This window comes from Stenotrophomonas sp. Sm10, from assembly GCF_030985515.1.
Lineage (GTDB): Bacteria > Pseudomonadota > Gammaproteobacteria > Xanthomonadales > Xanthomonadaceae > Stenotrophomonas > Stenotrophomonas hibiscicola.
This window is the reverse complement of sequence record NZ_JAPTFO010000023.1, coordinates 1-25,006: the sequence shown is the minus strand read 5'-3', so window position 1 is coordinate 25,006 and position 25,006 is coordinate 1. Positions and strand designations below refer to the sequence as shown.

At 65.7% G+C, this 25,006-nt stretch carries 22 protein-coding genes and 11 tRNA genes; 26 read left to right on the top strand and 7 right to left on the bottom strand.

Annotated features, from left to right (window positions below):
* Positions 1-4 precede the first annotated feature (4 nt).
* The 3 genes from phoR to O0J15_RS08845 all read right to left on the bottom strand — a co-directional run bounded on the left by phoR (position 5) and on the right by O0J15_RS08845 (position 3,950).
* The gene (phoR, locus tag O0J15_RS08855; protein ID WP_019659537.1) at positions 5-1,336 is read right to left on the bottom strand and encodes a phosphate regulon sensor histidine kinase PhoR; all 1,332 of its coding nucleotides are present in this window, start codon (positions 1,334-1,336) and stop codon (positions 5-7) included.
* Positions 1,337-1,442: 106 nt separating this feature from the next.
* On the bottom strand, positions 1,443-2,132 hold the full coding sequence (gene phoB / locus O0J15_RS08850; protein WP_005408258.1) for a phosphate regulon transcriptional regulator PhoB: 690 nt from the start codon (positions 2,130-2,132) through the stop codon (positions 1,443-1,445).
* Between the two features lie 117 nt (positions 2,133-2,249).
* Complete coding sequence (locus tag O0J15_RS08845; protein ID WP_171952407.1) at positions 2,250-3,950, bottom strand: M48 family metalloprotease; 1,701 nt, start codon at positions 3,948-3,950, stop codon at positions 2,250-2,252.
* A gap of 88 nt (positions 3,951-4,038) precedes the next feature.
* On the opposite strand from O0J15_RS08845, the gene grxC reads away from it, so the two are divergent.
* The 5 genes from grxC (at position 4,039) to O0J15_RS08820 (ending at position 7,871) form a co-directional block, all read left to right on the top strand.
* Positions 4,039-4,329, top strand: coding sequence for a glutaredoxin 3 (gene grxC, locus O0J15_RS08840; protein ID WP_019659535.1), 291 nt, complete (start codon positions 4,039-4,041; stop codon positions 4,327-4,329).
* On the top strand, positions 4,326-4,718 hold the full coding sequence (locus tag O0J15_RS08835) for a carboxymuconolactone decarboxylase family protein (RefSeq protein WP_005408260.1): 393 nt from the start codon (positions 4,326-4,328) through the stop codon (positions 4,716-4,718). Before grxC ends, O0J15_RS08835 begins: the two co-directional genes overlap by 4 nt.
* A 242-nt stretch (positions 4,719-4,960) precedes the next feature.
* Entirely contained in the window at positions 4,961-5,965 is a 1,005-nt protein-coding gene (locus O0J15_RS08830; RefSeq protein ID WP_012479261.1) for an isocitrate dehydrogenase, read from the top strand.
* Positions 5,966-6,165: 200 nt separating this feature from the next.
* Entirely contained in the window at positions 6,166-6,909 is a 744-nt protein-coding gene (locus tag O0J15_RS08825; protein WP_308305501.1) for a cysteine hydrolase, read from the top strand.
* Between the two features lie 53 nt (positions 6,910-6,962).
* Entirely contained in the window at positions 6,963-7,871 is a 909-nt protein-coding gene (locus tag O0J15_RS08820) for a LysR family transcriptional regulator (protein ID WP_171952405.1), read from the top strand.
* 78 nt (positions 7,872-7,949) lie between these two features.
* On the opposite strand, the gene O0J15_RS08815 is transcribed toward O0J15_RS08820, so the two are convergent.
* Positions 7,950-8,708: a Bax inhibitor-1/YccA family protein gene (locus O0J15_RS08815; RefSeq protein ID WP_021202979.1), complete on the bottom strand. Its 759-nt coding sequence runs from the start codon at positions 8,706-8,708 to the stop codon at positions 7,950-7,952.
* A 181-nt stretch (positions 8,709-8,889) separates the two neighbouring features.
* On the opposite strand from O0J15_RS08815, the gene O0J15_RS08810 reads away from it, so the two are divergent.
* The 17 genes from O0J15_RS08810 (at position 8,890) to O0J15_RS08730 (ending at position 19,888) form a co-directional block, all read left to right on the top strand.
* Positions 8,890-8,966 (top strand) — tRNA-Pro (locus tag O0J15_RS08810).
* A gap of 39 nt (positions 8,967-9,005) precedes the next feature.
* Positions 9,006-9,082, top strand: a tRNA-Arg gene (locus tag O0J15_RS08805).
* Positions 9,083-9,252: 170 nt separating this feature from the next.
* Positions 9,253-9,329: transfer RNA gene (locus O0J15_RS08800), tRNA-His, on the top strand.
* Between the two features lie 79 nt (positions 9,330-9,408).
* Positions 9,409-9,484, top strand: a tRNA-Lys gene (locus O0J15_RS08795).
* A 196-nt stretch (positions 9,485-9,680) separates the two neighbouring features.
* Positions 9,681-9,756, top strand: a tRNA-Lys gene (locus O0J15_RS08790).
* Between the two features lie 248 nt (positions 9,757-10,004).
* The gene (locus tag O0J15_RS08785; RefSeq protein WP_021202275.1) at positions 10,005-10,373 is read left to right on the top strand and encodes a hypothetical protein; all 369 of its coding nucleotides are present in this window, start codon (positions 10,005-10,007) and stop codon (positions 10,371-10,373) included.
* Between the two features lie 134 nt (positions 10,374-10,507).
* A tRNA-Leu gene (locus tag O0J15_RS08780) sits at positions 10,508-10,592 on the top strand.
* A 188-nt stretch (positions 10,593-10,780) separates the two neighbouring features.
* Complete coding sequence (tig, locus tag O0J15_RS08775) at positions 10,781-12,076, top strand: trigger factor (protein ID WP_019659529.1); 1,296 nt, start codon at positions 10,781-10,783, stop codon at positions 12,074-12,076.
* 74 nt (positions 12,077-12,150) lie between these two features.
* A complete protein-coding gene (clpP, locus tag O0J15_RS08770) occupies positions 12,151-12,777 on the top strand; it encodes an ATP-dependent Clp endopeptidase proteolytic subunit ClpP (RefSeq protein WP_019659528.1) in 627 nt (208 codons plus the stop codon).
* Between the two features lie 126 nt (positions 12,778-12,903).
* Positions 12,904-14,193, top strand: a complete 1,290-nt coding sequence (clpX, locus tag O0J15_RS08765) for an ATP-dependent Clp protease ATP-binding subunit ClpX (protein ID WP_049466059.1) — start codon at positions 12,904-12,906, stop codon at positions 14,191-14,193.
* A 143-nt stretch (positions 14,194-14,336) separates the two neighbouring features.
* The gene (gene lon / locus O0J15_RS08760) at positions 14,337-16,787 is read left to right on the top strand and encodes an endopeptidase La (protein ID WP_308305500.1); all 2,451 of its coding nucleotides are present in this window, start codon (positions 14,337-14,339) and stop codon (positions 16,785-16,787) included.
* A gap of 217 nt (positions 16,788-17,004) precedes the next feature.
* Complete coding sequence (locus O0J15_RS08755) at positions 17,005-17,277, top strand: HU family DNA-binding protein (protein WP_005408270.1); 273 nt, start codon at positions 17,005-17,007, stop codon at positions 17,275-17,277.
* Between the two features lie 11 nt (positions 17,278-17,288).
* Positions 17,289-17,363: transfer RNA gene (locus O0J15_RS08750), tRNA-Val, on the top strand.
* Between the two features lie 25 nt (positions 17,364-17,388).
* Positions 17,389-17,465 (top strand) — tRNA-Asp (locus O0J15_RS08745).
* Between the two features lie 83 nt (positions 17,466-17,548).
* Positions 17,549-17,625 (top strand) — tRNA-Asp (locus O0J15_RS08740).
* Between the two features lie 83 nt (positions 17,626-17,708).
* Positions 17,709-17,785, top strand: a tRNA-Asp gene (locus O0J15_RS08735).
* Positions 17,786-17,932: 147 nt separating this feature from the next.
* Positions 17,933-19,888, top strand: coding sequence for a peptidyl-prolyl cis-trans isomerase (locus tag O0J15_RS08730; protein ID WP_021204523.1), 1,956 nt, complete (start codon positions 17,933-17,935; stop codon positions 19,886-19,888).
* A 207-nt stretch (positions 19,889-20,095) separates the two neighbouring features.
* On the opposite strand, the gene O0J15_RS08725 is transcribed toward O0J15_RS08730, so the two are convergent.
* Together O0J15_RS08725 and gloB are read right to left on the bottom strand one after the other, a co-directional pair.
* On the bottom strand, positions 20,096-21,295 hold the full coding sequence (locus tag O0J15_RS08725) for a transglycosylase SLT domain-containing protein (protein WP_308305499.1): 1,200 nt from the start codon (positions 21,293-21,295) through the stop codon (positions 20,096-20,098).
* Entirely contained in the window at positions 21,292-22,056 is a 765-nt protein-coding gene (gloB, locus tag O0J15_RS08720) for a hydroxyacylglutathione hydrolase (RefSeq protein WP_021204521.1), read from the bottom strand. Before gloB ends, O0J15_RS08725 begins: the two co-directional genes overlap by 4 nt.
* A gap of 11 nt (positions 22,057-22,067) precedes the next feature.
* On the opposite strand from gloB, the gene O0J15_RS08715 reads away from it, so the two are divergent.
* Genes O0J15_RS08715 through dnaQ form a run of 3 tightly spaced genes read left to right on the top strand, consistent with a single transcriptional unit; the run spans position 22,068 to position 23,914 of the window.
* Entirely contained in the window at positions 22,068-22,712 is a 645-nt protein-coding gene (locus O0J15_RS08715) for a hypothetical protein (protein ID WP_019659522.1), read from the top strand.
* Between the two features lie 13 nt (positions 22,713-22,725).
* Positions 22,726-23,178 (top strand): ribonuclease HI, encoded by a 453-nt coding sequence (gene rnhA / locus O0J15_RS08710; protein WP_019659521.1) that lies wholly within the window; start codon positions 22,726-22,728, stop codon positions 23,176-23,178.
* Positions 23,179-23,182: 4 nt separating this feature from the next.
* Positions 23,183-23,914 carry a DNA polymerase III subunit epsilon gene (dnaQ, locus tag O0J15_RS08705; RefSeq protein ID WP_019659520.1) on the top strand — a complete coding sequence of 244 codons (732 nt, stop codon included), beginning with the start codon at positions 23,183-23,185 and terminating at the stop codon, positions 23,912-23,914.
* A gap of 110 nt (positions 23,915-24,024) precedes the next feature.
* On the opposite strand, the gene O0J15_RS08700 is transcribed toward dnaQ, so the two are convergent.
* Positions 24,025-24,729, bottom strand: coding sequence for a PP2C family serine/threonine-protein phosphatase (locus O0J15_RS08700; protein ID WP_019659519.1), 705 nt, complete (start codon positions 24,727-24,729; stop codon positions 24,025-24,027).
* Positions 24,730-24,893: 164 nt separating this feature from the next.
* Here O0J15_RS08700 and O0J15_RS08695 point away from each other — a divergent pair.
* Positions 24,894-24,984, top strand: a tRNA-Ser gene (locus tag O0J15_RS08695).
* Positions 24,985-25,006 lie beyond the last annotated feature (22 nt).

Genomic DNA, 25,006 nt, shown 5'->3' with positions numbered 1-25,006 from the left:
GGCGTCATTCTTCGATGGAGGTCAGGGGGGCGGACTCGCGCGGGCGCACGTGGTCGGCATCGAAATGGCAGGAGAACACCGAGCCCTTGCCGACTTCGCTTTCGATCTCCAGCCGTGCGTGGTGCAGGCCGAGGATGTGCTTGACGATCGACAGGCCCAGTCCGGTACCGCCACTCTCGCGTGAGCGGCTGCTGGAAACCCGGTAGAAGCGTTCGGTCAGGCGCGGCAGGTGCGTGGCGGGAATGCCGTAGCCGGAATCGCGCACGGCCAGCACGGCGCCGTCGCCCTCGCGGCGGAACTCCACCGCGATGCGGCCACCGGCCGGGGTGTAGCGCACCGCGTTGGTGACCAGGTTGGAGAAGGCGCTGTGCAGCTCCTTGGTCGAGCCCTGCAGGTCGACGCCGGCCAGATCGTCGATGCTGATCTGGTGGCGGCCCTGGCTGTGCGCTTCGGCCTCGCGGCGCAGGGTTGCCAGCATCGGCTGCATGGCCACGGTCTCTTCCTCGCTGTGTTCCTGCGATTCCAGGCGCGACAGCGTCAGCAGGTCTTCCACCAGCTGGGCCATGCGCTGGCTCTGCTTGCGCATTTCCTCCAGCATCGGTCCGGTTCCCGGGAAATCCTCCGGGTCCATCATGTCCAGGTAGCCGTGGACCACGGTGAGCGGCGTGCGCAGTTCGTGTGAAACATTGGCCACGAAGTCGCGGCGCACCTGTTCCAGGCGAAGCAGCTTGCTGACGTCACGCGCGATCAGCAGCCAGTAATCCGACGAATAGGGAATCAGGCGCAGGTTCAGGCGGATCGCCGGGTCGACCGGCGAGGGCACGTCCAGGATCGGCTCGGCGTTGCGGCCACCGGCCAGCCAGTGCGCCAGCGGCATTGGCTGCAGGCGTTCGACCAGGGCCTCGCCAAGGTCGCCGGGATGGTGCAGGCCGAGCAGGGCGGTAGCCGCTTCGTTGAACCACTGCACGCGCTGGCTGTTGCGGTCCAGCACCACCACCGCATCGGGAAGCGCGGCGGCAGCGGCGCGGTAGCTGCGCAGCATGTCCAGCAGGCGGCGCTTGCGTACGCGCATTTCCACCTGGTTGCGGTACAGCAGGCGGTCCAGCTCGTTCCAGACGCCGCTGCCTTCCTCGGCGGTGTCCCAGCGCTGGCGCGCGGTCAGCCGCCGCAGCACGCTGCGCAGCCGCCAGTAGTGCCAGGCCAGGGTGGCCAGCGCGCCCAGTGCGATGCACAGCCACAGATGCCCCGAGAGCCACCCCACCAGTCCGGCGAACAGCAGCACCGCGGCAACGGTGGCCAGGGTCTTCAACCAGGCAGAGCGGATGTGGCGGGGCATTGCGATCTCGTCGTTGAGGTGCGGCGGTTCACTGGGGTGAACCGAGGGTTATAGCAGAGTTGCCGGCGCCGGCACCCGCAGGTGCTTGGCGCCGGCACGACGAGACTCAGGTGGCAGTGGAGAAACGGTAGCCGGCGCCGCGCACGGTCTGCACCATGTTCTCGGCGTTGAACGGTTCCAGCGTCTTGCGCAGGCGGCGGATGTGCACGTCGATGGTGCGCTCCTCCACGTACACGCTGCCGCCCCACACATGGTCCAGCAGCTGGGCGCGGGTATAGACGCGCTCCGGGTGGGTCATGAAGAAGTGCAGCAGGCGGTATTCGGTCGGGCCGATCGGCACCGGCTGGTCATTGGCGAATACGCGATGCGCCGCGCCATCGATGCGGATCGGGCCGACCGCCACGCTGCCGTCCTCGTCGTCCTCGCGGGCGCGGCGCATCACCGCGCGGATGCGGGCCAGCAGTTCGCGCGCCGAGAACGGCTTGACCACATAGTCGTCGACGCCGGCTTCAAGGCCGCCAACGCGGTCGTTCTCTTCGCCGCGCGCGGTCAGCATGATGATCGGCACTTCGCGGGTCAGCGTTTCCTTGCGCCAGCGACGGGCCAGGTCCAGGCCACTCGTACCGGGCAGCATCCAGTCCAGCAGGATCAGGTCGGGGACGCGGTCGGCGATCGCAGTCTGGGCCTCCCGGGCATCGCCGGCGTGGACCGGTTCGTAATCGCCCTTGCGAAGGGCGAAGGCGACCATTTCACGGATCGCGGGCTCGTCATCGACGATCAGGATGCGTTTCTGCACGAGGACACCGTAGGGCTCGGTTACTGGAGTGGTGCCAGTAGACTACGGTTTGATGACATGTTTGTGACTACCCGGCCTGGAACCGGCTGAGACTGCCATCGGCCGGTCATGCAGCGCTCAGCGCCGGTCCAGGTCCGGATCCTGCACACCCTGGCGGCGCAGCTCCAGCACGGTCGGGGTGATCGATTCGATGCGCGCGTCAACCCGCGCACGGCCGATGTAATCCAGTGCCGGGTTGCGCTTGAGCGCCTGCAACTGCAGCAGCGCCTGCTCCGGCCGTCCGCTGAGGAAGGCCGCCTCGGCATAGGCCTCGCTGGCACGCACGCTGTCGCCGGCCAGCTCGCTGGCGCGGGCATATCGCTGCTGGAAGACCGGATCGTTACCGCTTTGCGACAGCAGGGGCCGCAGCATGGCCTGCGCGCGCTGGCCGGCCTCGCGGGTACCCTGTTCGTTCAGGATCTCGGCATAGGTCAGTGCCACCGGGCGGCTGTTGGGGTGCTGGCGCAGCAACTGCTCGAAGCGGCTGTTGGCCTGGGCGGCCTGGCCGGCCCGTGACTCCGCTTCGCCCAGCGCCAGCGCCAGCCACAGGTTGTCCGGCCGGCCCTGCAGCAGGCCGGCCAGGGTCTGCCGGGCCTGGGTGGCGCCGGCGCGACCGCCGCGCATCACAGCCAGCGCCTGGCCATAGCGCTGGGCATCGTTGAGGCCGTCCTTCTGGCGCTTGGCCAGGTCGGCATACTCGCGTTCCAGCTCGGGCGCGGAGTCCGCGCTGAGCACGCGCAGGCGCTCGCGCGCCCAGTCGAAGTCGCCACTGGCGCCGCGGCTGAGCTGGCCCATCGGGATGCGCAGCACGTTGCTGGGCAGCAGCGGGTTGTTTCCGCGCAGCAGGGGCTCGGCCAGGCTGGGGTCGGCCGGGTCCACGCGCTCCCTGCGCTCGCCGCTGGGGGTGGTGGTGGTCAGCAGCACCGTGTCCTTCTTCATCTGCTCGGCGCGGGCCTTGGCCTCGCTGATGCGGGTGATGTTGACCGGGTGGGTGCGCAGGAACTCGGGCACGCTGTAGCCGCCTTCGTTGCCGCGCATCGCCGATGCCATCCGTTCGAAGAAGCCGGCCATGGCATCCACGTCGTAGCCGCTGCGCGACAGCGTGCGGATGCCGAGGCGGTCGGCCTCGGACTCGTTGGAACGGGTGTAGTTGATCTGCCGCTGCTGCATCAGGCCCATGCCGGAACTGATCGCGGCCATGGTCGCGTTGCCGGAGGACGTGCTGTTGCTGGCCTGCGCGGCCACCACCGCCGCCAGCATGCCCAGCAGGATCGGGATCTGGTCGCGCTGGGCGCGCTCTACCCCGCGCAGCACGTGCTGCTGGGTAACGTGGGCGATTTCGTGGGACAGCACCGCGGCCACCTCGTCCTCGCGCTCGGCGGTCAGCACCAGGCCGGCATTGACCCCGATGTAGCCGCCGAGGGTGGCGAAGGCGTTGATCTGCCGGTCCTTCATCACGAAGAAGGTATAGGGCTGCCGTGGCTGGTCACTGTTGGAGCCGAGCCGGGTACCCATGGTCTGCAGCCAGTCGTTCACCAGCGGGTCGTCCAGCAGGTAGCCATAGTTGCGCAGCTCGCGCAGCATCATCGCGCCGTACTCGGCCTGGCGGGCCGGGGTCAGCAGCTCACCGGCCGAGGAGCCGATGTCGGGCAGCTTCTCCTGGGCCTGGGCCAGCGGCACGGCCAGGGCCAGGGTGACGGCGGTAGTCAGCAGCAGGGCTCGCAAGCAGGGGGTCCTCGGGCGGGGCGCGCCAAGCGTGGCAGGGCAGGGGGCAACCATTCGTTAATCCACAGTGTTGCGGCCGTGGCGTGGAAATTCCAGCGCACCGGTACCATATGTAGACCGTCGATCCATCGTGGAGTTTCCCGTGACAGCCCAGACCGCCGGCGGTGCCCCCGCCATCACCATCTATTCCACCGCCGTCTGCCCGTACTGCGTGGCCGCCAAGAACTTCCTGAAGAGCAAGGGCCAGCAGTGGACCGAGGTCCGCATCGACCTGGACCCGGCCGAGCGGGAGAAGATGGTGGCCAAGACCCGCCGTACCAGCGTGCCGCAGATCTTCGTCGGCGACGTCCATGTCGGCGGCTACGACGACATGATGGCCCTGCACCGTGAAGGCAAGCTCGAGCCGCTGCTGGCCGGGCAGGGTCAGGCATGAGCGCGGCCGACGACGGCAGCAAGGACCGCATCGCCGAGTTCACCGACTTCCGCAAGCGCATGAACGAACGCATCCTGGGCGAACCGAACCAGGTGGTGCGGCGCTTCTTCGCGCTGGACACGCAGACCTACCAGGCCGGCGCGCTGGACGTGAAGACCAAGGAACTGCTGGGCCTGGTGGCTTCGATGGTGCTGCGCTGCGACGACTGCATCAGCTACCACGTGGCCCAGTGCAAGGACGCCGGGGTGACCCGCGAAGAGTTCTTCGAGACCTTCTCGGTCGGCCTGGTGGTCGGCGGTTCCATCGTGATCCCGCACCTGCGCCGCGCGGTCGACTTCCTCGACCAGCTCGAAGGCGGCGCCGCCGCCCCGGCAGCGCACGAGCACTGAGGTAGCGCCGGGGCATTTCCCGCGATCCAACCGCCCAGGAGCCCCTTCTTGTTGAAGGGGCGCGCCGGCAGGCGGGGGTAGAGGAGAAATGCGCGGGCAATTCTGCCTTACCCGGCTCGGACTAATTGCCTATTTGGGGTCTCCGAGCCGGGTAAGGCATAATTGCCGGTGAAACTTCCTTTGCGCCGGCGTTTCCGGGCACGTCCGGACGGCGTTTTTCCCCCTGTTCGGAACATCGATCAATGACGCAGAAAATTACGGTCATCCGCGGCGACGGCATTGGCCCGGAAATCATGGACGCCACCCTGTTCGTGCTCGACCAGCTCAAGACTGGCCTGGAGTACGAAGACGCCGACGCCGGCCTGGTGGCCCTGGAAAAGCACGGCGACCTGATGCCGGCGGTGACCCTGGAATCGATCGCGCGCAACAAGGTCGCGCTGAAGAGCCCGCTGACCACCCCGGTCGGTGGTGGCTTCACCTCGATCAACGTCAGCCTGCGCCGCCATTTCGATCTGTACGCCAACGTGCGTCCGGCCCACACCTTCCCGAACACCAAGTCGCGTTTCGACAACGTCGACCTGATCACCGTTCGTGAGAACACCGAAGGTGCCTACCTGGCCGAAGGCCAGGAAGTGTCTGCCGACGGCGAGACCGCGTTCTCCGGCACCCGCATCACCCGCAAGGGCTCCGAGCGCATCGTGCGCTACGCCTTCGAGCTGGCCAAGAGCACCGGCCGCAAGAAGGTCACCGCCGTGCACAAGGCCAACATCATCAAGTCGACCTCGGGCCTGTTCCTGAACGTCGCCCGTGAAGTGGCCGCGCAGTACCCGGACATCGAATTCCAGGAAATGATCGTCGACAACTGCTGCATGCAGCTGGTGATGCGTCCGGAACAGTTCGACGTGATCGTCACCACCAACCTGTTCGGCGACATCATCTCCGACCTGTGCGCCGGCCTGGTCGGCGGCCTGGGCCTGGCCCCGGGTGCCAACATCGGCAAGGACGCGGCGATCTTCGAAGCCGTGCACGGCACCGCGCCGGACATCGCCGGCCAGGGCAAGGCCAATCCGTGCGCGCTGCTGCTGGCAGCCGCGCAGATGCTGGACCACATTGGCCAGCCGGAAAACGCCGAACGCCTGCGCAAGGCCATCGTGGCGACCATGGAAGCCAAGGATTCGCTGACCGGCGACCTGGGCGGCACCGGCACCACCATGAGCTTCGCCAAGGCCATCGCCAGCCGCCTGTAAGCGGCCGGTCGGCCTCGGTTGGATCCCAGCGGGGCGCCTTCGGGCGCCCCGTTGCGTTTTCCGGTAGATCCACGCCATGCGTGGATGACGGAATGATCGGTTGTGCGGTTTTCGCACAGGTCATGTGCCCCCGCACGGCTGGTTCGTGCGCCAATCGCTCCGCATCCTGTGCCCCACACCCACCACACAGGAACCCTCCCATGAACCTCACCGCCTTCGGCCTGGCCAGCCTGATCGGCATGGCCGCCACCACTCCGGTCGTCGCCGCCGAGCCGGCCCATCCCACCATCCGCCATATTGCGGGCGCGCCGGTCGCGGCCTCGCTGGATGCGGCGAAGACCGCGGTGTTGGTGATCGACTTCCAGAACGAGTACTTCGACGCCAGCGCCGCGCCGGGCTTCGCCGGTGGCCGCATGGTCATTCCCGATGGCGTGGCCGCACTGCGCCAGGCCAGGCGGGTGGTCGCGTTCGCCGATGCCCACGGCATCCGCGTGATCCACGTGCAGCATGTGTTGCCGGCCGGCGCACCGCTGTTCGCGCTGGGCAGCGTCAATGCCGACTTCCATCGCGACCTGCAGCCGCGCAAGGGCGAGACCGTGGTGCAGAAGGACAACGTCAGCGTGTTCGCTGGCAGCTCGGCCGCGGTGCTCGACACGGTGCTTAAGCATGCCGGTATCGACACCCTTATCGTCACCGGCCTGCAGACCCATGCCTGCGTCGCCGGTGCTGCGCGCGACGCAGCGGCCGCACCACGTGGCTACCGGGTGATCGTCTCGTCCGACGCCAGCGCCAGCCGCGACCTGGACCTGGCCGGTGGCCAGCGCATCGGCCATCGCGCGCTGCATGACGCCTCGCTGGCGCAGATCGAAGACGCGTTCGGGGATGTCATGAGTACCGACGCGATCCTGGCGTTGCCGGTGCGCAAGGCTGGCGACGGCGCTTGATAAGCTGGCGGGGCCCGCATGCCGTGGGCACCGCAACGTGGAGCCACTAGCCGATGGATCACTTCGCCGCCCTGCGTGCGCTGCGCGCCATCGTTGACGCGGGCAGTTTCACCGCGGCCGCTGAACGCCTGGGAACCACCCACTCGGCGATGTCACGGCAGTTGCGCCAGCTGGAAGAACATCTGCAGGTTCGCTTGCTCGATCGCAACAGCCGCCGGCTGTCATTGACCGAGGCCGGGCGCGACTACTATCGCGAGGCGGCAACGCTGCTGGACCGCCTGCAGGAGGCGGACGATCGTGCCCGCGCCGGGCAGGCGCAACCCCGTGGCAGGGTGCGGATCAGCGTGCCGCAGGTGGTGGCCAGCCAGGAGCTGCCGCATTGGTTGCCGTCCTTCCTGCAGCGCTACCCGCAGGTCGCGCTGGATCTGTCGGCCGATGATCAGCTCGTCGATGTCGTCGGTGGTGGCTTCGATCTGGCGCTGCGTATTGCAGCCTCGCTACCGGACAGCCAGCTGGTCGCGCGCGAGCTGGCCAGCTGCCCGCGCATCCTGGTCGCCGCACCGGCCTACCTGGCGCGTCATGGCCTGCCGCGTCAGCCGTCGGACCTTGCGCAGCACGCGCTGCTGGGGTTCAGTCCTGCAGCGGCGACGTCGCCCTGGCAGCTGCAGGGGCCGCGCGGCGCCAGCGCGAGCATCGAGGCCGGGCAACGCCTGCGGGTGGATGCAACGCCGGCGCTGTATGCCGCCGCGCTGGCGGGCATGGGCATCAGCCTGTTCACCGCACTGACCGTGCAGGAAGACCTGCGCGCCGGTCGTTTGATCCGTGTGCTGCCCGCCTGGCACGCCGGGCAGCGGCGCTACTTCGCGCTGTATCCGCATGCGCGGGCGCTGGCGCCGAAAGTGCGCGCGCTGGTCGAGCACCTTGCGGCGCACTACGCTGCACAGGTGGGCGCGACTGGCTAGCCGGGAAATGCAGCGATGCGTAACAAAGAGAAAAGGGCGCCCAGAAGGCGCCCTTTGTCGTTTATGGCTCTATCCGGTTCAGCGCTGCTGGATCTTCGACAGCAGGCGCAGGAACTCCACATATAGCCAGACCAGGGTCACCATCAGGCCGAATGCGCCATACCACTCCATGTACTTCGGCGCGCGCTGGGCGACACCGGTCTCGATGAAGTCGAAGTCCAGCACCAGATTCAGCGCGGCCACGACCACCACGAACAGGCTGAAGGCGATGCCCAGCCAGCCGGAGTCATGGATCACCGGCACGTTGATGTTGAAGAAGCCCAGCACGAACGAGGCCAGGTAGAGCAGGGCGATGCCGCCAGTGGCCGCGATCACGCCCAGCTTGAAGTTCTCGGTGGCCTTGATCAGGCCGCTGCGGTACGCGAACAGCAGCGCGAACAGGGTGCCGAAGGTCAGCAGCACGGCCTGGAACACGATGCCGGGGAACTTGGCGTTGAACACGGCCGAGATGGCGCCGAGGAACAGGCCTTCCACCAGCGCGTACATCGGCGCGGTGACCGGCGACCATTCCTTCTTGAAGACGGTGATCAGCGCCAGCACGAGGCCGCCGATGGCGCCGCCCATGGCATACAGCTTGGCTCCGGCCATGACCTGGCCGTAGTCATCGATGGTCTGGTTCCAGGCGAAAGCGGCCGTCAGCACGGTCAACAGCAACAGGAAGCCGGTCTTGTTGACGGTGCCGTTGAGGGTCATTGCCTGGTCGGGGCTGGTCACCACCGAGCCGCTGGCGAGGTCGAGGAAGGTCGACTCGGAAAGAGCCGGATTGCCGCTGCGCATGCGTGTTCTCCGTGCGAATGAAAGGTCGGGACGGCCGTCCGGCCGATGTCTGCGAGCATAGCCGATGACCACGCATGGCGCCGTGGCGGTTTCATGGCTGGTCTCGCCTGCGTTGACAGCTCACGATGTGCTTGGCCACAATGAACGACTCCCCGGGCCTGGCCCGAGGGGATTGCAAGACCGGGGTATAGCGCAGTCTGGTAGCGCGCCTGCTTTGGGAGCAGGATGTCGGGGGTTCGAATCCCTCTACCCCGACCAATCCCACGTCACGTCGGATTGGACACCGTTCCGGTTCGGGCGCCCGTAGCTCAACTGGATAGAGCACCGGCCTTCTAAGCCGGCGGTTACAGGTTCGATTCCTGTCGGGCGCGCCATCGGCGAGTAACGGGATCGCATCGGCCGATGTGAAGAAGTGCTTGCAAAAGCTTAAAGACTCCACCAGAATATCGGACTCGCTTCGGCGGACCGGAACTTCGGTGACAGTCTCCAGGCAAAGGTTTCAGTTCCGTCGCCAGCCGCATCGGCAGGAACAAGCGTTTCAGTGGTGGCTGTAGCTCAGTTGGTTAGAGTACCGGATTGTGATTCCGGTGGTCGGGGGTTCGAATCCCCTCAGCCACCCCACTGTTTCAACCGTGCCGGCGCAGCCGAAACGGTATTGCAATAAGAAGAATGCACGCTACAATGTGCGTCTGAGTTTCACGGGCCGTTAGCTCAGTTGGTAGAGCAGTTGACTCTTAATCAATAGGTCCAAGGTTCGAATCCTTGACGGCCCACCAAGACAGAAGCCACCTGGTACGCCAGGTGGCTTTTTTCTTATAAGTGTGACTCCTTCATTTGGATGGATCACGCGTTGCAGGCCCCGCTCGGCGCGGATCTGCAACGGCAGCGGGATCGCAGTGCTGGTTTCAACGGCGTTGAAAAAAGTGCTTGCACCCACCGAGCGGATCGGGTCATAATTCGCGCCCCGATTTCGGGCTGTTAGCTCAGTTGGTAGAGCAGTTGACTCTTAATCAATAGGTCCAAGGTTCGAATCCTTGACAGCCCACCAGACGAAAGCCACTTGGTTCGCCAAGTGGCTTTTTTCTTGTCTGCGCGCCGGGTTGAGCGTGCGGATGCCTGCACGCCCGGTCGCACGTCATCCATGAATGGCGTGGATCTACTGAAGCGATGCTGAAATCAGGGGCATACGCGTCATCAGTGTTTTCAATGCTGTGCGCTGCTTCTCACCGCGTCGCGTCCTGTATCGCACCCAATGGATCTTCCGCGCCAGTGGCGCATGCACGAAGGAAGATGTTGATGGCTGATATCAATCGATTGCACCGCACGCTGTGGGTTCCCTTTGCGTTGCTGGCACTGGCGGCCTGCACGCCGGCCAACGATCCCGCGCAGACCGTCGAACGCGATGCTGGCACCGAGAGCGCTCCGGCGCGCCCGGTGGGTGAGGCCATGCAGATGCAGCCGGCTCAGCCCGCGGAAGGGGAGGCCCTGCCCGACGCGGTGGACGTGCAGCGCAATGCGGATGGTTCGGTGGACGTGCGCAAGGCCACGCCGGAGTCGGCGGCACTGCGGCGCACCGAAGACGGGGGCGTGGAGATCCGCAAGGTGGATCCTCCGGCCGAGTCGGGGTCCGATACGGCGCCGGCCAAGGCCAGGCCGCAGCAGTGAACCCTGCCACCCCGGATCAGCTTGCGCTCCCCGGGGTGGTCCAACGCGCGCGCCGCGCGATCGCCATGTTCAGTTTTGTGCAGGCCTTCCGATTCCTGCCATCGCCTGCGACAATGAACGCCTGAGCCGGCCACGCGAAAGTGGCGGAATTGGTAGACGCCCTGGATTTAGGTTCCAGTGCCGCAAGGCGTGGGGGTTCGAGTCCCCCCTTTCGCACCAGTGCCGGCCTGTCCCCGCCCTGATCGGGCCATCTGCGCCCCTTGACCGGCACGCGCTGGCAGTGCAGGCCGAATTGGGCGAAACTAAAGGGCTGCGGCAAGCAGGCGCGTCCCAGACGTCGCGTCCTTACAACCGTTTCATCCCAATCATCGAGCCGGGGGCGTGGGCCACCGGTGGCAGGAGTCAACATGCAAGCTTCGATCGAATCCACCGGCAACCTGGAACGCCGCCTGAGCTTCTCGCTGCCGGAAGAGCGTCTGCAGAGCCACATCGCCGGCCGCTTGGGCGAAATCGCCCGTACCACCCGCATCAAGGGGTTCCGTCCGGGCAAGGTGCCGGCCAAGGTGATCGAGCAGCGCTTCGGCGCGCAGGTCCGTGGCGAGGCGCTGGACGGCCTGCTGCGCGAAACCTTCGACGCGGCCGTGCGCGAGCACGACCTGCGCGTCGTCGGCAGCCCGCGCATCGACAAGGGCGACGAGGGTGAATTCTCCTTCGTGGCCACCGTGGAAGTGGTGCCGGACTTCGGCGACATCGACGTCAGCAAGCTGACCGTCGTGCGTCACACCGCCGAGATCACCGAAGCCGACATCGACCAGATGATCGAGAACCTGCAGAACCAGCGTCGTACCTGGGCTCCGGTCAGCCGTGGTGCACAGGAAGGCGACCTGGTCGCGGTGGAAACCTGGTCGCAGGCCGGCGAAGAGCGCCTGCCGGCCGAGGGCACCGAGAAGGGCTCGATCGTTCTCGGCCAGGGCATGATGTTCGACACCATCGAAAAGGGCCTGGTCGGCCTGGCCAAGGGCGAAGAGAAGACCCTGGACGTCGAGTTCCCGGCTGATTGGCGCGTGCCGGTGCTGGCCGGCAAGACCGTGCAGGTCACCGTCAAGGTTGCCGAAGTGTCCGAGCCGGTCGTGCCGGCGGTCGACGAAGCCTTCATCAAGAGCTTCGGCGTGAAGGGTGGCGACGTCGCGCAGTTCCGCAGCGACATCCGCGCCAACCTGGAGCGTGAGCTGAAGGGCGCGCTGATGAACCGCCTGCGCCGTGAAGTCGGCGAGCAGCTGATCGCGGCCTACTCGTCGGTCGAAATGCCGCCGCGCCTGGTCGAGAACGAAGCCCGCGCCATGCTGGCCCAGCAGGTCGAGCAGCTGCGCCGCAACGGCCAGAACGTCGGCGAGATCCCGGCCGATGCCCACGAAGGCTTCAAGGACGCTGCCGCCAAGCGCGTGCTGGTCGGCCTGCTGGTCGGTGAAGTGGCCCGCATCAACGACCTGCGCCTGGAAGCCAAGCGCCTGAACGAAACGATGCGTCTGATCGCTTCGACCTACGAAGAGCCGGAGCAGGTCATTGAGATGTACCGCAACGACCCCCAGCTGATGTCTGGCCTGCAGAACCGTGTGATGGAAGAGCAGGTGATCGACTGGATCGCCGAGCGTGCCCAGCACACCGAAGAGAAGCTCTCGTTCCAGGACGCGATCCGCCAGTAAGCCGGCGGATCACCGGATGCCCCGCGCCTTTGCCGGCGCGGGGTTGTTGCCCCCCAAGATAGGTACCTCACGTAATGGACAACCGAACCAAAGCCCTGAACCTGGTTCCGATGGTGGTCGAGCAGACCAGCCGCGGCGAGCGTGCCTACGACATCTATTCGCGCCTGTTGAAGGAGCGTCTGATCTTCCTCGTGGGCCCGATCGACGATCACATGGCCAACGTGGTGGTGGCGCAGTTGCTGTTCCTGGAATCGGAAAACCCGGAAAAGGACATCAACATCTACATCAACTCGCCGGGTGGCGTGGTCACCGCCGGCATGGCGATCTACGACACCATGCAGTACATCAAGCCGAATGTGAGCACCACCTGCATCGGCCAGGCCGCCTCCATGGGCGCCCTGCTGCTGGCCGCGGGCGAAGCCGGCAAGCGCTACGCGCTGCCGAACTCGCGCGTGATGATCCACCAGCCGCTGGGTGGCTACCAGGGGCAGGCCACCGACATCGACATCCATGCGCGAGAGATCCTGACCCTGCGTTCGCGCCTGAACGAGATCCTGGCCAAGCACACCGGCCAGTCGCTGGAGACGATCGCCCGCGACACCGAGCGCGACAACTTCAAGAGCGCCTTCGAGGCGCAGGCCTACGGTCTGGTCGACCAGGTCCTGGAGCGTCGTCCGGATGAGTCGATCCAGGCCGGTTGACCGGCCTTCACGGGGCCATGGAGGCCCCGTTCCTGCAGGGTCGGGCGGGACTGGTGTCCCCTCGGCCCTGTGCTATTCTCGAATCGAACCCCCGTTCAGCGGGTGGGGTAACTGGGTAAGCGAAGCATGAGCGAAGACCGCCAAGGTCGTTCCACGGACACCGGCAAGATCCTCTACTGCTCTTTCTGCGGCAAGAGCCAGCATGAAGTGCGCAAGCTGATTGCGGGTCCGAGCGTATTCATCTGCGATGAGTGCGTGGAGCTGTGCAACGACATCATCCGTGAGGAGCTTGAGGAGAAGGCGCAGTCGGCACGCAGTTCGCTGCCCAAGCCGCGCGAGATCCTCGAGGTCCTCGACCAGTACGTGATCGGCCAGAACCGCGCCAAGCGCACCCTGGCCGTGGCCGTCTACAACCACTACAAGCGCATCGAGAGCCGGCAGAAGAACGACGACGTCGAACTGGCGAAGTCGAACATCCTGCTGGTCGGCCCGACCGGTTCGGGCAAGACGCTGCTGGCCGAAACCCTGGCCCGCCTGCTCAACGTGCCGTTCACCATGGCCGACGCCACCACGCTGACCGAAGCCGGTTACGTGGGCGAGGATGTGGAGAACATCATCCAGAAGCTGCTGCAGAAGTGCGACTACGATGTCGAGAAGGCGCAGCAGGGCATCGTCTACATCGATGAAATCGACAAGATCTCGCGCAAGAGCGAGAACCCGTCGATCACCCGCGATGTATCCGGCGAAGGCGTGCAGCAGGCCCTGCTGAAGCTGATCGAAGGCACCGTGGCCAGCGTCCCGCCGCAGGGCGGCCGCAAGCATCCGCAGCAGGAATTCCTGCAGGTGGACACCAAGAACATCCTGTTCATCTGCGGCGGCGCGTTCGCCGGGCTGGACAAGGTCATCCAGGCCCGTTCCACCGACATCGGCAGCATCGGCTTCGGTGCCAAGGTGAAGAGCAGCGAGCGCAAGCAGGAAGTGGGCAAGGTGCTGGCTGAGGTCGAGCCGGAAGACCTGATCAAGTTCGGCCTGATTCCCGAGTTCGTCGGCCGCCTGCCGGTGGTCGCGACCCTGGAGGAGCTGGACGAGCCGGCCCTGATCAAGATCCTGACCGAGCCGAAGAACGCCATCACCAAGCAGTTCAAGAAGCTGTTCGAGATGGAGAATGTCGAGCTGGAGTTCCGTCCGGACGCGTTGTCGGCCATCGCCAGGAAGGCGCTCAAGCGCAAGACCGGCGCCCGTGGCCTGCGCACCATCGTCGAATCGGTCCTGCTGGACACCATGTATGACCTGCCGTCGCAGGAGAACGTCAGCAAGGTGGTGGTGGACGAATCGGTGATCGAGCACAAGTCCGAGCCGTACCTGATCTACCAGACCCCGGCGGCCCCTGAACAGAAGGCCGCAGGCGCCGAGTGATCCTTCCAGGTTATTGATTGGAAAGGATTTTAAAGGAATGCCTTGCATCTGAAAGCCGATGGCCCCATAACGGGGCCATCGGCTTTTTTTGTCTCCGGAAGATGCCCTCCCGGAGGCGGTTTTCCCCCTTCCCTGGAGCCCCCATGGCCCGTTCCCCAAGTGAAACCCTCGACCTGCCGGTCCTGCCGCTGCGCGACGTAGTGGTGTTCCCGCACATGGTCATCCCGCTGTTCGTCGGCCGTGACAAGTCCATGCACGCGCTCGAAGAGGCAATGGAGGCGGACAAGCGCATCCTGCTGCTGGCGCAGAAGTCGGCCGAAACCGACGACCCGCATGCGGCCGACCTCTACCAGGTCGGCACGCTGGCGCAGGTGCTGCAACTGCTGAAGCTGCCCGACGGCACCATCAAGGTGCTGGTCGAAGGCCTGTCGCGCGTCCAGGTCACCCACGTCGACGAGCGCAACGGCTCGCTGCACGGCCAGGCGGTGGAGATCGAGGCCACTGACGAGCGCGAAGCGCGCGAGGTCGAGGCGATCGCCCGCTCGCTGATGTCGCTGTTCGAGCAGTACGTGAAGACCAACCGCAAGCTGCCGCCGGAGCTGCTGCAGACGCTGTCGGGCATCGATGAGCCGGCGCGCCTGGCCGACACCATCGCTGCGCACATCAGCGTGCGCCTGGCCGACAAGCAGCGCCTGCTGGAAACGCTGGCCGTCGGTGACCGCCTGGAGATGCTGGTCGGCCTGGTCGACGGCGAGATCGACGTGCAGCAGATGGAGAAGCGCATCCGCGGCCGCGTGAAGTCGCAGATGGAGAAGAGCCAGCGCGAGTACTACCTCAACGAACAGATGAAGGCCATCCAGAAGGAACTGGGTGACCTGGACGACGCGCCGGGCGAGCTGGAAGAACTGGCCCGCAAGATTGCCGAGGCCGGCATGCCGAAGGCGGTTGAAGCCAAGGCACGCAATGAACTGAACAAGCTCAAGCAGATGTCGCCGATGTCGGCTGAAGCCGCCGTCGTGCGCAACTACCTGGAGTGGCTGCTGGGCGTGCCGTGGAAGAAGCGCAGCAAGGTGCGCAAGGACCTGAAGGTGGCGCAGGACACCCTCGATGCCGATCACTACGGCCTGGAGAAGGTCAAGGAGCGCATCCTTGAATACCTGGCGGTGCAGTCGCGCGTGAAGCAGATGAAGGGCCCCATCCTGTGCCTGGTCGGGCCGCCGGGCGTGGGCAAGACCTCGCTGGGCCAGTCCATCGCCAAGGCCACCAACCGCAAGTTCGTGCGCATGTCGCTGGGCGGCGTGCGTGACGAGGCCGAGATCCGTGGCCACCGCCGTACCTACGTCGGTTCGATGCCTGGCCGCATCGTGCAGAACCTCAACAAGGTTGGCAGCAAGAACCCGCTGTTCGTGCTGGACGAGATCGACAAGATGTCGATGGACTTCCGTGGCGATCCGTCGTCGGCGCTGCTGGAGGTGCTCGACCCGGAGCAGAACAACGCGTTCAACGACCACTACCTGGAAGTGGACCTGGACCTGTCCGAAGTGATGTTCGTGGCCACCTCGAACTCGCTCAACATTCCCGGCCCGCTGCTGGACCGCATGGAAGTGATCCGCATCCCCGGCTACACCGAGGACGAGAAGCTCAACATCGCCACCCGTTACCTGGTGCCCAAGCAGGTCAAGGCCAACGGCCTGCAGCCGGAAGAACTGGAGATCGGCAGTGACGCCATCCAGGACATCGTGCGCTACTACACGCGCGAATCGGGCGTGCGCAACCTGGAACGCGAGATCGCCAAGATCTGCCGCAAGGTGGTGAAGGAGATCGCGCTGGCCGGCCCGCAGCCGGTGAAGGCGAAGAAGGGCGCGAAGAAGCCCAGGGCGCTGGTCAATGTGTCCAGCAAGAACCTGGACAAGTACCTGGGCGTGCGTCGCTTCGACTTCGGCCGTGCCGAGGAAGAGAACGAGATCGGCCTGGTCACCGGCCTGGCCTGGACCGAGGTCGGTGGCGATCTGCTGCAGATCGAATCGACACTGGTGCCGGGCAAGGGCCAGCTGATCCTGACCGGCCAGCTCGGCAACGTGATGAAGGAATCGGCGTCGGCCGCGCTGTCGGTGGTGCGTTCGCGCGCCGTGGGCTTCGGCATCGACAGCGACTTCCTGCAGAAGCACGACGTGCACCTGCACGTGCCCGATGGCGCTACGCCGAAGGACGGCCCGAGTGCCGGCGCGGCGATGGTCACCTCGCTGGTATCGATGCTGACCAAGGTGCCGGTGCGTGCCGACGTGGCGATGACCGGTGAGATCACCCTGCGTGGCCGTGTCACCGCCATCGGCGGCTTGAAGGAAAAGCTGCTGGCCGCATTGCGGGGCGGCATCCGCACGGTCATCATTCCGGAAGAGAACCGCAAGGACCTTGCAGACATTCCGGCAAACGTTACCCGCGATCTGCAGATCGTGCCGGTGAAGTACATCGAGGAAGTGCTGGACCTGGCGTTGGAGCGCCCGTTGGCACCGAAGAAGGCACGCAAGAGTGCGCAGCGTGTCACGGTGCGCAGCAAGGCCAAACCGAGTGGAAGTGCGCGCGTCAAGCATTGACGCGCACCGTCCAATGGCCCGAAACCCGCGTCGTTGCTGGCTTTCCAGCTTGCGTGGGGGTAGGGCCACTGGTATAAAAGCAGCACTCGCGAATGAGTGATCGCTGTCAGCGATGACTGAATCGGCGAACCGTTTCCACATGGCGGCCGCATGCAGAAGGCGTGCGGTTGCTTCCCTGTCGAATAAGCGGAACCCACCGCCAAAGGAGTTGTAGAGAATGAACAAGACCGAATTGATCGATGCCGTTGCTGAAGCTGCGGACCTGACCAAGGCCGAGTCCAGCCGCGCTGTCGATGCCGTCGTTGCTGCCATCACCAAGGCGCTGAAGGACGGCGATGCGGTCACCCTGGTTGGCTTCGGTACCTTCCAGGTCCGCGACCGTGCTGCCCGCACCGGCCGCAACCCGAAGACCGGCGACACCATCAAGATCGCTGCTTCGAAGAATCCGTCGTTCAAGGCTGGCAAGGCTCTGAAGGATGCTGTAAACTAAGCGGCTCGCTGGGGTGCTTAGCTCAGCGGTAGAGCGTCTCCTTTACACGGAGAGGGTCGGGGGTTCGAAACCCTCAGCACCCACCACAGCACCGCGGTAACGTTTGAGTGTGGAGCGGTAGTTCAGCTGGTTAGAATGCTGGCCTGTCACGCCGGAGGTCGCGGGTTCGAGTCCCGTCCGCTCCGCCATTCAACGAGGCCTCCGGCCAAAAGCTGGAGGCTTTGTTTTCTCCCAGGTCCAGGCCGATGGGAAAACAAAAAAGCAACAATGCGGAGCGGTAGTTCAGCTGGTTAGAATGCTGGCCTGTCACGCCGGAGGTCGCGGGTTCGAGTCCCGTCCGCTCCGCCATTCAACGAGGCCTCCGGCCAAAAGCTGGAGGCTTTGTTTTCTCCCAGGTCCAGGCCGATGGGAAAACAAAAAAGCAACAATGCGGAGCGGTAGTTCAGCTGGTTAGAATGCTGGCCTGTCACGCCGGAGGTCGCGGGTTCGAGTCCCGTCCGCTCCGCCAACTCTAAAAGCCCTCGGCGCAAGCCGGGGGTTTTTTCTTTAGCCCGTCGCAAAGTGATGCGCAGGCCGCGCCGCCGCTGCTTTTGGTCCCTGCGGCGAAGCGGGTTACACTGCCGGGCTCGCCAATCAGGCCTTGTGATTCCTCACCATGCTGCAGAAACTCCGCGACAAGACCTCAGGCTGGATCGTCACCGTGATCCTGGGGCTGCTGATGATTCCGTTCCTGTTCGTGATCGACAACAGTTACCTCGGTGGCGTTGGCGCTCAGAACGTGGCCAAGGTTTCCGCCCCGCCGACCTGGTGGCGTTCGGCACCGTCGTGGTGGCCGGTGCGCATGCTGTGGCAGCACCATGAGATCAGCGCGCAGGATTTCCGCACCCGTTTCGAGCAGGAGCGCATGCGTGAGCGCCAGCAGCAGGGCGAGAACTTCGACCCGCGCGCTTTCGAGAGCACCGAAAACAAGCTGGCCGTGCTCGACCAGCTGATCGATGAGCAGGTCGTGCGCCTGGTCGGTGAACAAGCCGGCGTTGTCATTGGCGATGGTGCGGTGCGCGAGTACATCGCCACCATCCCGGCCTTCCTCGATTCGAACGGCAAGTTCAACGAAAACAACTATCGCCTGGCCCTGGCCGGTGGCAATCCGCCGCGTACCCCGACCCAGTTCCAGGAACTGGTGCGCGAGAGCCTGCAGCAGTCGGTGATCCCGTCGGGCCTGCAGAATTCGGGCTTTGTCACCCAGGCCGAAACCGAGCGCCTGCTGAAGCTGCTGGGTGAAACCCGCGACGTCGAACTGGCCGCGTTGCCGGAAGTACCGGCTGACACCGCGCCGGTGACTGACGCGCAGATCAAGCAGTGGTACGACAGCCACGGCAAGGATTTCCGCCAGGCCGAGAGCGTCTCGCTGGAATACGTCGAGATCAACGGTGCGAACCTGCCGGCACCGACTCCGGCCGATGAAGCGACCCTGCGCAAGCGCTATGAAGAAGAAAAGGCGAAGTTCACCTCGCCGGAGCAGCGCCAGGCCTCGCACATCCTGATCACCGGTGACGGCGCCGAAGCCAAGGCGAACAAGATCGCTGCCGAAGCCAAGGCGGCCGGTGCCGACTTCGCTGCGCTGGCCAAGGCCAATTCGGAAGATCCGGGCTCCAAGGACCAGGGCGGTGACCTGGGCTGGGTCGAGCGCGGTGCGATGGTCAAGCCGTTCGAAGACGCACTGTTCGCTGCCAAGGCCGGTGACGTGATCGGCCCGGTCAAGACCGACTTCGGCTACCACATCATCAAGGTCGCCGCGGTGCGTGGCGGCGAAGGCAAGTCGTTCGAGGAAGTACGTGACACGCTGGCCGCCGAGCAGCTGAAGGCCGACGGCGAACGCGGCTTCAACGAGCTGGCCGGTCGTCTGGTGGATGCCATCAACAAGAGCCCGAGCGATCTGGCCGCTGCGGCCAAGGAAGTCAACCTGCCGCTGCAGACCCTGGGGCCGATCACCCGCGCAACCGCCAGTGGCATCGCCGCTGACCCGGCCGTGCTGCGTGCCGCCTTCTCTGAAGTGCTGGTGCAGGACGGCACTGCCAGCGACCCGATTGCGCTGGGCGGCGCGACCAACCACAGTGTGGTCATCCGTGTGGCCGCCCATACCCCGGAACAGGCCCTGCCGCTGGACAAGGCCCGCGAGCAGGTGATCGCCGCGATCCGCGCTGACCGCCAGCGCCAGGCCAGCGACAAGGCCGCCGACGCCGTGCTGGCCAAGCTGAAGGCGGGCGCCACCCTGCAGTCGCTGGCCGCAAGCGAGAAGCTGCAGCTGAGCCCGATGCCGGGCCTGCCGCGCAGCCAGCCGGTGCCGACCCCGGAAATCAACCGCGCCATCTTCAGCGCGCCTGTGCCGGCCGAAGGCAAGCCGAGCTACGGCAAGGTCGACGTCAACGGTCACGCGCTGCTGTTTGCAGTGAACAAGGTCAACCCGGGCGACATCAAGGAAGTGACCGCCGAGCAGCAGAAGCAGCTCAAGGAGCAGCTGAGCCAGATCGATGGCATGGCCGCAGCCAAGGCCTACGTGGATGCGATGCGCAAGAAGTTCATGATCCAGACCACCGAAGCGAACCTGTAAGCCTCGCGGCGAGCAGATCGAAGAAGGCCCGGCATTGCCGGGCCTTTTTTGTCTTCGCGTCGTTTGTGTCGCGCTTGCGCCTTGGCAGTGGTCGAGCTTGCTCGACCGCCTTTTGTAGAGTCGAGCCGTGCTCGACTGCATCTGCTGCGCGCAGGCATGAAAAAGCCGAGCATGGGCTCGGCTCTACAGGAGGGCCTGGCTGGCGCGTCAGTCCTCGACGCGCAGCACCGCGCCCGGCTTCAGCACGCTGCTGCCACTCAGGCCGTTCAGTGACAGCAGCGCCTTCACCGGCATGCCATAGCGACGGGCGATGGTCCATGCCGACTCGCCATCGCGCACGGTGTGGCGGCGGCTGCGCGGGCGATCGGCAATCGCGGCGACGGTCTTGGCCGCCTGCGGCGTCGGTGTGGTCGTGGCAGCCGGTGCGGTGCTGGCCACCAGCGTGGTCGCGGTTTCCGTCACCGTCGCATTGGCGGCCGAGACCGGGGCCAGCACCCGGGTGGTTCCCGAGGCACGGTTGCCGGCGGCCAGGGCCGGGTTGAGGCGGGCGATCCTGGCAGGGTCCAGGGCGCGTTGTGCGGCCCACTGCTGGATGCTGGTGCCGGCCGGCAGGGTGTGGTCCTTCAGCACTGGCACGGTGCGGTCCAGCGAGGCCATCACGCCGGGCTGGTCTTCCACGTCCTCCAGCACGCAGGCCAGGGCATGCAGCTTCTCGACATAGGCATGAGTGACCGGTGACAGGCCGGGCAGCGCCGATGGCTTGGCGTTCTGCGCGTTCATGCCGGCCTTGCGCATGGACTGCAGGACCCGGTACTCGCCGGCGTTGTAGGCCATGGTGGCCAGGCGCCAGTCGCCGCCGAACATGCCGTGCAGGGTCTTCAGGTAACGTACCGCGGCCTGGGTGGAATCGACCGCCGACAGGCGGCCGTCGTAGCCGTTGGACATGGGCACCCGATGGTTGCGCGCGGTGGTGGCGATGAACTGCCACAGGCCCGTCGGACCGCTGCCATTGCGTGCATTGGGCCGATAGCCACTTTCCACGAACGGAATCAGTGCGAATTCGGTGGGCAGGTTGGCCTTGCGCAGCTCTTCGACCACGTAGCCGAACAGCACCAGCGCATCGTCATCCTGGTTGGCCAGGCGTGAGGGAGCATGGGCGAACTGCTTCTGCCAGCGCGGGCTGGTGGCCTCGGCATCGCAGCTGGGCTCGGCCAGGCCGTCGCGGAAGCTTGTGAAGATCTCCTGGCCGTTGCGTACCGAAGCGGCCGGCAGCGCCGATGGATCCAGCGGCAGCGCAGCGGCAGCGGTCAGGTTCTGGCTGATGCCTGCGCCCAGCGACTGTGCGCCTGCGGTTCCTGCCAGCCCCAGCGCAAGGCCCAGGGCCAGCGGCAGACTTCGGCACATCATGCGCGGAAGCCGTCTTTCCAGTGCCGGAGACCGGCCATCACGTCGACGTCGTCCACGACGTCACGGCCCAGGTGCGCCGCCACCGACGCACGGATCGGCGCCGCGTGCACACGCAGGAAGGGATTGCAGTCGAATTCGCTGGCCAGGGTTACCGGCAGGGTGGAACGGTCATCGCGGCGCATGGCCAAAGCCTCCTCTTGGCGCTGCCACAGGGCAGCGTTGGCGGGGTCGACATGCCGCGCGAAGACGGCATTTGACACGGTGTACTCATGAGCGCAACAAAGCAGCAGTTGCGCGGGCAGGGCACCCAGCTTGCGCATCGACGCCAGCAGCTGGGACGGCGTACCTTCGAACAGGCGTCCACAGCCCAGGCTGAACAACGAATCTCCGCTGAAAAGATGTTCAGCAGTGTGAAACGCGATGTGGCTGCGGGTATGCCCGGGCACGGATAGTACGTGGAACGTCCGGCCCAGTGCCTGAACGCGTTCACCTTCACCGACGCGGTGGGTCGCAGTGGGAATGCGCTCCTCGACCGGCGCGATCACCCGGACGCCGGGAAAACGCGCCTGCAGCGCGGGCACGCCACCGATGTGGTCATCGTGATGATGGGTGAGCAGGATCGTGTCCACGCGCAGGCCCTGATCGGCCACTGCAAGCACCGGCGCGGCATCGCCGGGATCGATGACCACGGCGGCGCCATCGTCGTCGATCAACGTCCAGATGTAGTTGTCCGCAAATGCGGGCAGGGCAGTCAGTCGCATAGAATTGGACCATGCCCGCGCTGCAGAGCACCCGTCAAGCGAGCCAGACCCCGTGGTTCGACAGTGAACCGGCGGAATCCCTGCGCGTGCTGGAGCGGCAATTACTGCTGCCGCAGCTGTCAGTGCTGCCGGCACAACCCTGGTTGTGGATCGCGCCAAGCGCGTGCTGGCTTGATGATGCGCAGCTCGGCGGGCGTGGCCTGCGCCTGTTCCGGCAGGGGCAGGGCTATGCCGGCGATACCCGCTGCGCACTGCCGCTGCCGCTGGCCAACGAGAGTGTCAACGCGATCGTGCTGCAGCATGTGACCACCGGCGATGCCGACCAGCTGCTGGATGAGTGCGAGCGCGTGCTGATGCCGGGCGGCCACCTGTGGCTGAGCAGCCTCAATCCGTTCAGCCCCTACCGTACACATTGGCGCCAGCACGGACTGGTGGTGCGCACGCCGCAGCGGATTCGCCTGCTGCTCGGCCGCCACGGGCTGGAGTGCGACGATATGCGTTACATCGGCCCCCTCTGGCGCGGTGCCGGCAGCCGTCGCCCGGGCGGGTGGGCGCCACTGCGCGCGGCCTGCCTGTTCCATGCTGAAAAGCGCACGCTGGCCCTGCCCGGGCCGACACCGCTGCCGGTGCGCTGGCACGGCACCGTAGCCACCTGATTCTGGAGTTGTATTGAAAACCATCGAAATCCACACCGACGGTTCCTGCCTTGGCAATCCCGGCCCCGGCGGCTGGGCTGCACTGCTGCGCTACAAGGGCCATGAGCGTGAACTGAGCGGCGGCGAAGCGCACACCACCAACAACCGGATGGAGCTGATGGCCGCCATTTCCGGGTTGGAGACGCTGACCGAGCCGTGCAACATCGTGCTCTACACCGATTCGCAGTACGTGCGGCAGGGGCTGACCCAGTGGATGCCGGGCTGGATCCGCAAGAACTGGAAGACCGCCGGCGGTGAGCCGGTGAAGAACCGCGAGCTGTGGGAGCGCCTGCATGCGGCCACGCTGCGGCACCAGATCGACTGGCGCTGGGTGAAGGGCCACTCCGGCGATCCGGACAATGAGCGGGTGGATACCCTGGCCCGCAACGCGGCCATCCAGATCCGCGACGCCAGCCCGGTAAACTGAGCCCATGCGTCAGATCATCCTCGATACCGAAACCACCGGCCTGGAGTGGAAGAAGGGCAACCGCATCGTCGAAATCGGCTGCGTGGAGCTGTTCAAGCGCCGCCCGACCGGCAACAACTACCACCAGTACATCAAGCCGGACTGCGAGTTCGAACAGGGCGCGCAGGAAGTCACCGGCCTGACCCTGGAGTTTCTGGCTGACAAGCCGGACTTCGCGCAGATCGCCGATGAATTCCTTGCCTTCATCGATGGCGCCGAGCTGATCATCCACAACGCGGCGTTCGACCTGGGCTTCCTCGACAACGAACTGTCGTTGCTGGGCCCGCAGTACGGGAAGATCACCGATCGCTGCACGGTGATCGATACCCTGGTGATGGCGCGCGAGCGCTTCCCGGGCCAGCGCAATTCGCTGGATGCGCTGTGCAAGCGGCTGGGCGTGGACAATTCGCACCGTGCGCTGCATGGCGGCCTGCTCGATGCGCAGATCCTGGGTGACGTCTACATCGCGCTGACCTCGGGGCAGGAAGAGATCGGATTCGGCCTGGGGGATGACGATGGCGGTGGCGCCGGTGCGGCGCTGCAGGCCTTCGATACCAGCAAGCTGCTGCCGCGCCCGCGCGTAGTGGCCACGCCGTCGGAGCTGGAAGCGCATGCCGCGCGGCTGGAGCGGTTGCGCAAGAAGGCCGGCCACGCGCTGTGGGATGGCCCGAAGGTGGAAGAACCCGTCAGCGCGTAATACATCGAGGTAGTGCCGGCCGCTGGCCGGCATCTACGTGATACGGGGTTTCCCGGTGAGCCGGCCAGCGGCCGGCATTACCGCATCCACGCGTGGCGTGGATCTACCGGTCAATGGCAGCGCACCAGGATCACGCTGATGTTGTCGCGGCCACCGCCGTCGAGTGCGGCTGCGACCAGCGTGTCCACGCATTCCTGCGCGCTGGCATCTTCGTAGGCGAGGGTGCGGGCGATACTGCGGTCGTCCACCTCCTCGGTCAGGCCGTCACTGCACAGCAGCAGCTGCATTCCCGGGCGCAGTTCACCGCTGGTGGTGGCCACGTTCAGGTGTGCCGGATCGGTCACGCCCAGCGCCTGGGTAACCACGTTGCGATGCGGATGCGCACGCGCCTGTTCGGCGGTCAGGTTTCCCTGCGCGACCAGTTCCTGCACCACGCTGTGGTCCTGGCTGAGCTGTGCCAGCTGTCCATCGCGCCACAGGTAGGCGCGGCTGTCGCCGACCCAGGCCACTTCATAGCGGTTGCCCTGCACGCGCGCGGCGACCACGGTGGTGCCCATCGGCAGGCTGTCATTGCGACGGCGTGAGGTGCGGATGATCTCTTCGTCGGCGGTGCGGATGGCCTGGGCCAATGGCGCGCCACGGCGTATCTCGCGCACGATGGTTTCGCGTGCCAGCGCGCTGGCCACTTCACCGCAGGCGTGCCCGCCCATGCCATCGGCCACCAGCCACAGGGCCAGCTCGCTGTCACCGTAGTAGGTGTCCTCGTTGAGCTCGCGGCGCATGCCGGGGTGGGTGAGGTGTCCGAATTCGATCATGGGGGCTGGGGCAGGGTGTTGCTGGGGAGACAGGCATCATCGGGTGGCCGCACGCATCCGGCAAGGCATGCGCCCAGGAAATTTCCACTTCATGGGCCGGAATGACTTGTCGTCGGCCTCACTTCCTCGTATGATGCGCGTCCCCGGTCCGCCGGGGACCACCCGGAGAGGTGGCAGAGTGGTTGAATGTACCTGACTCGAAATCAGGCAGGCGTTTATAGCGCCTCGGGGGTTCGAATCCCCCCCTCTCCGCCAGATAAAGAAAAAGGGCTGCCGA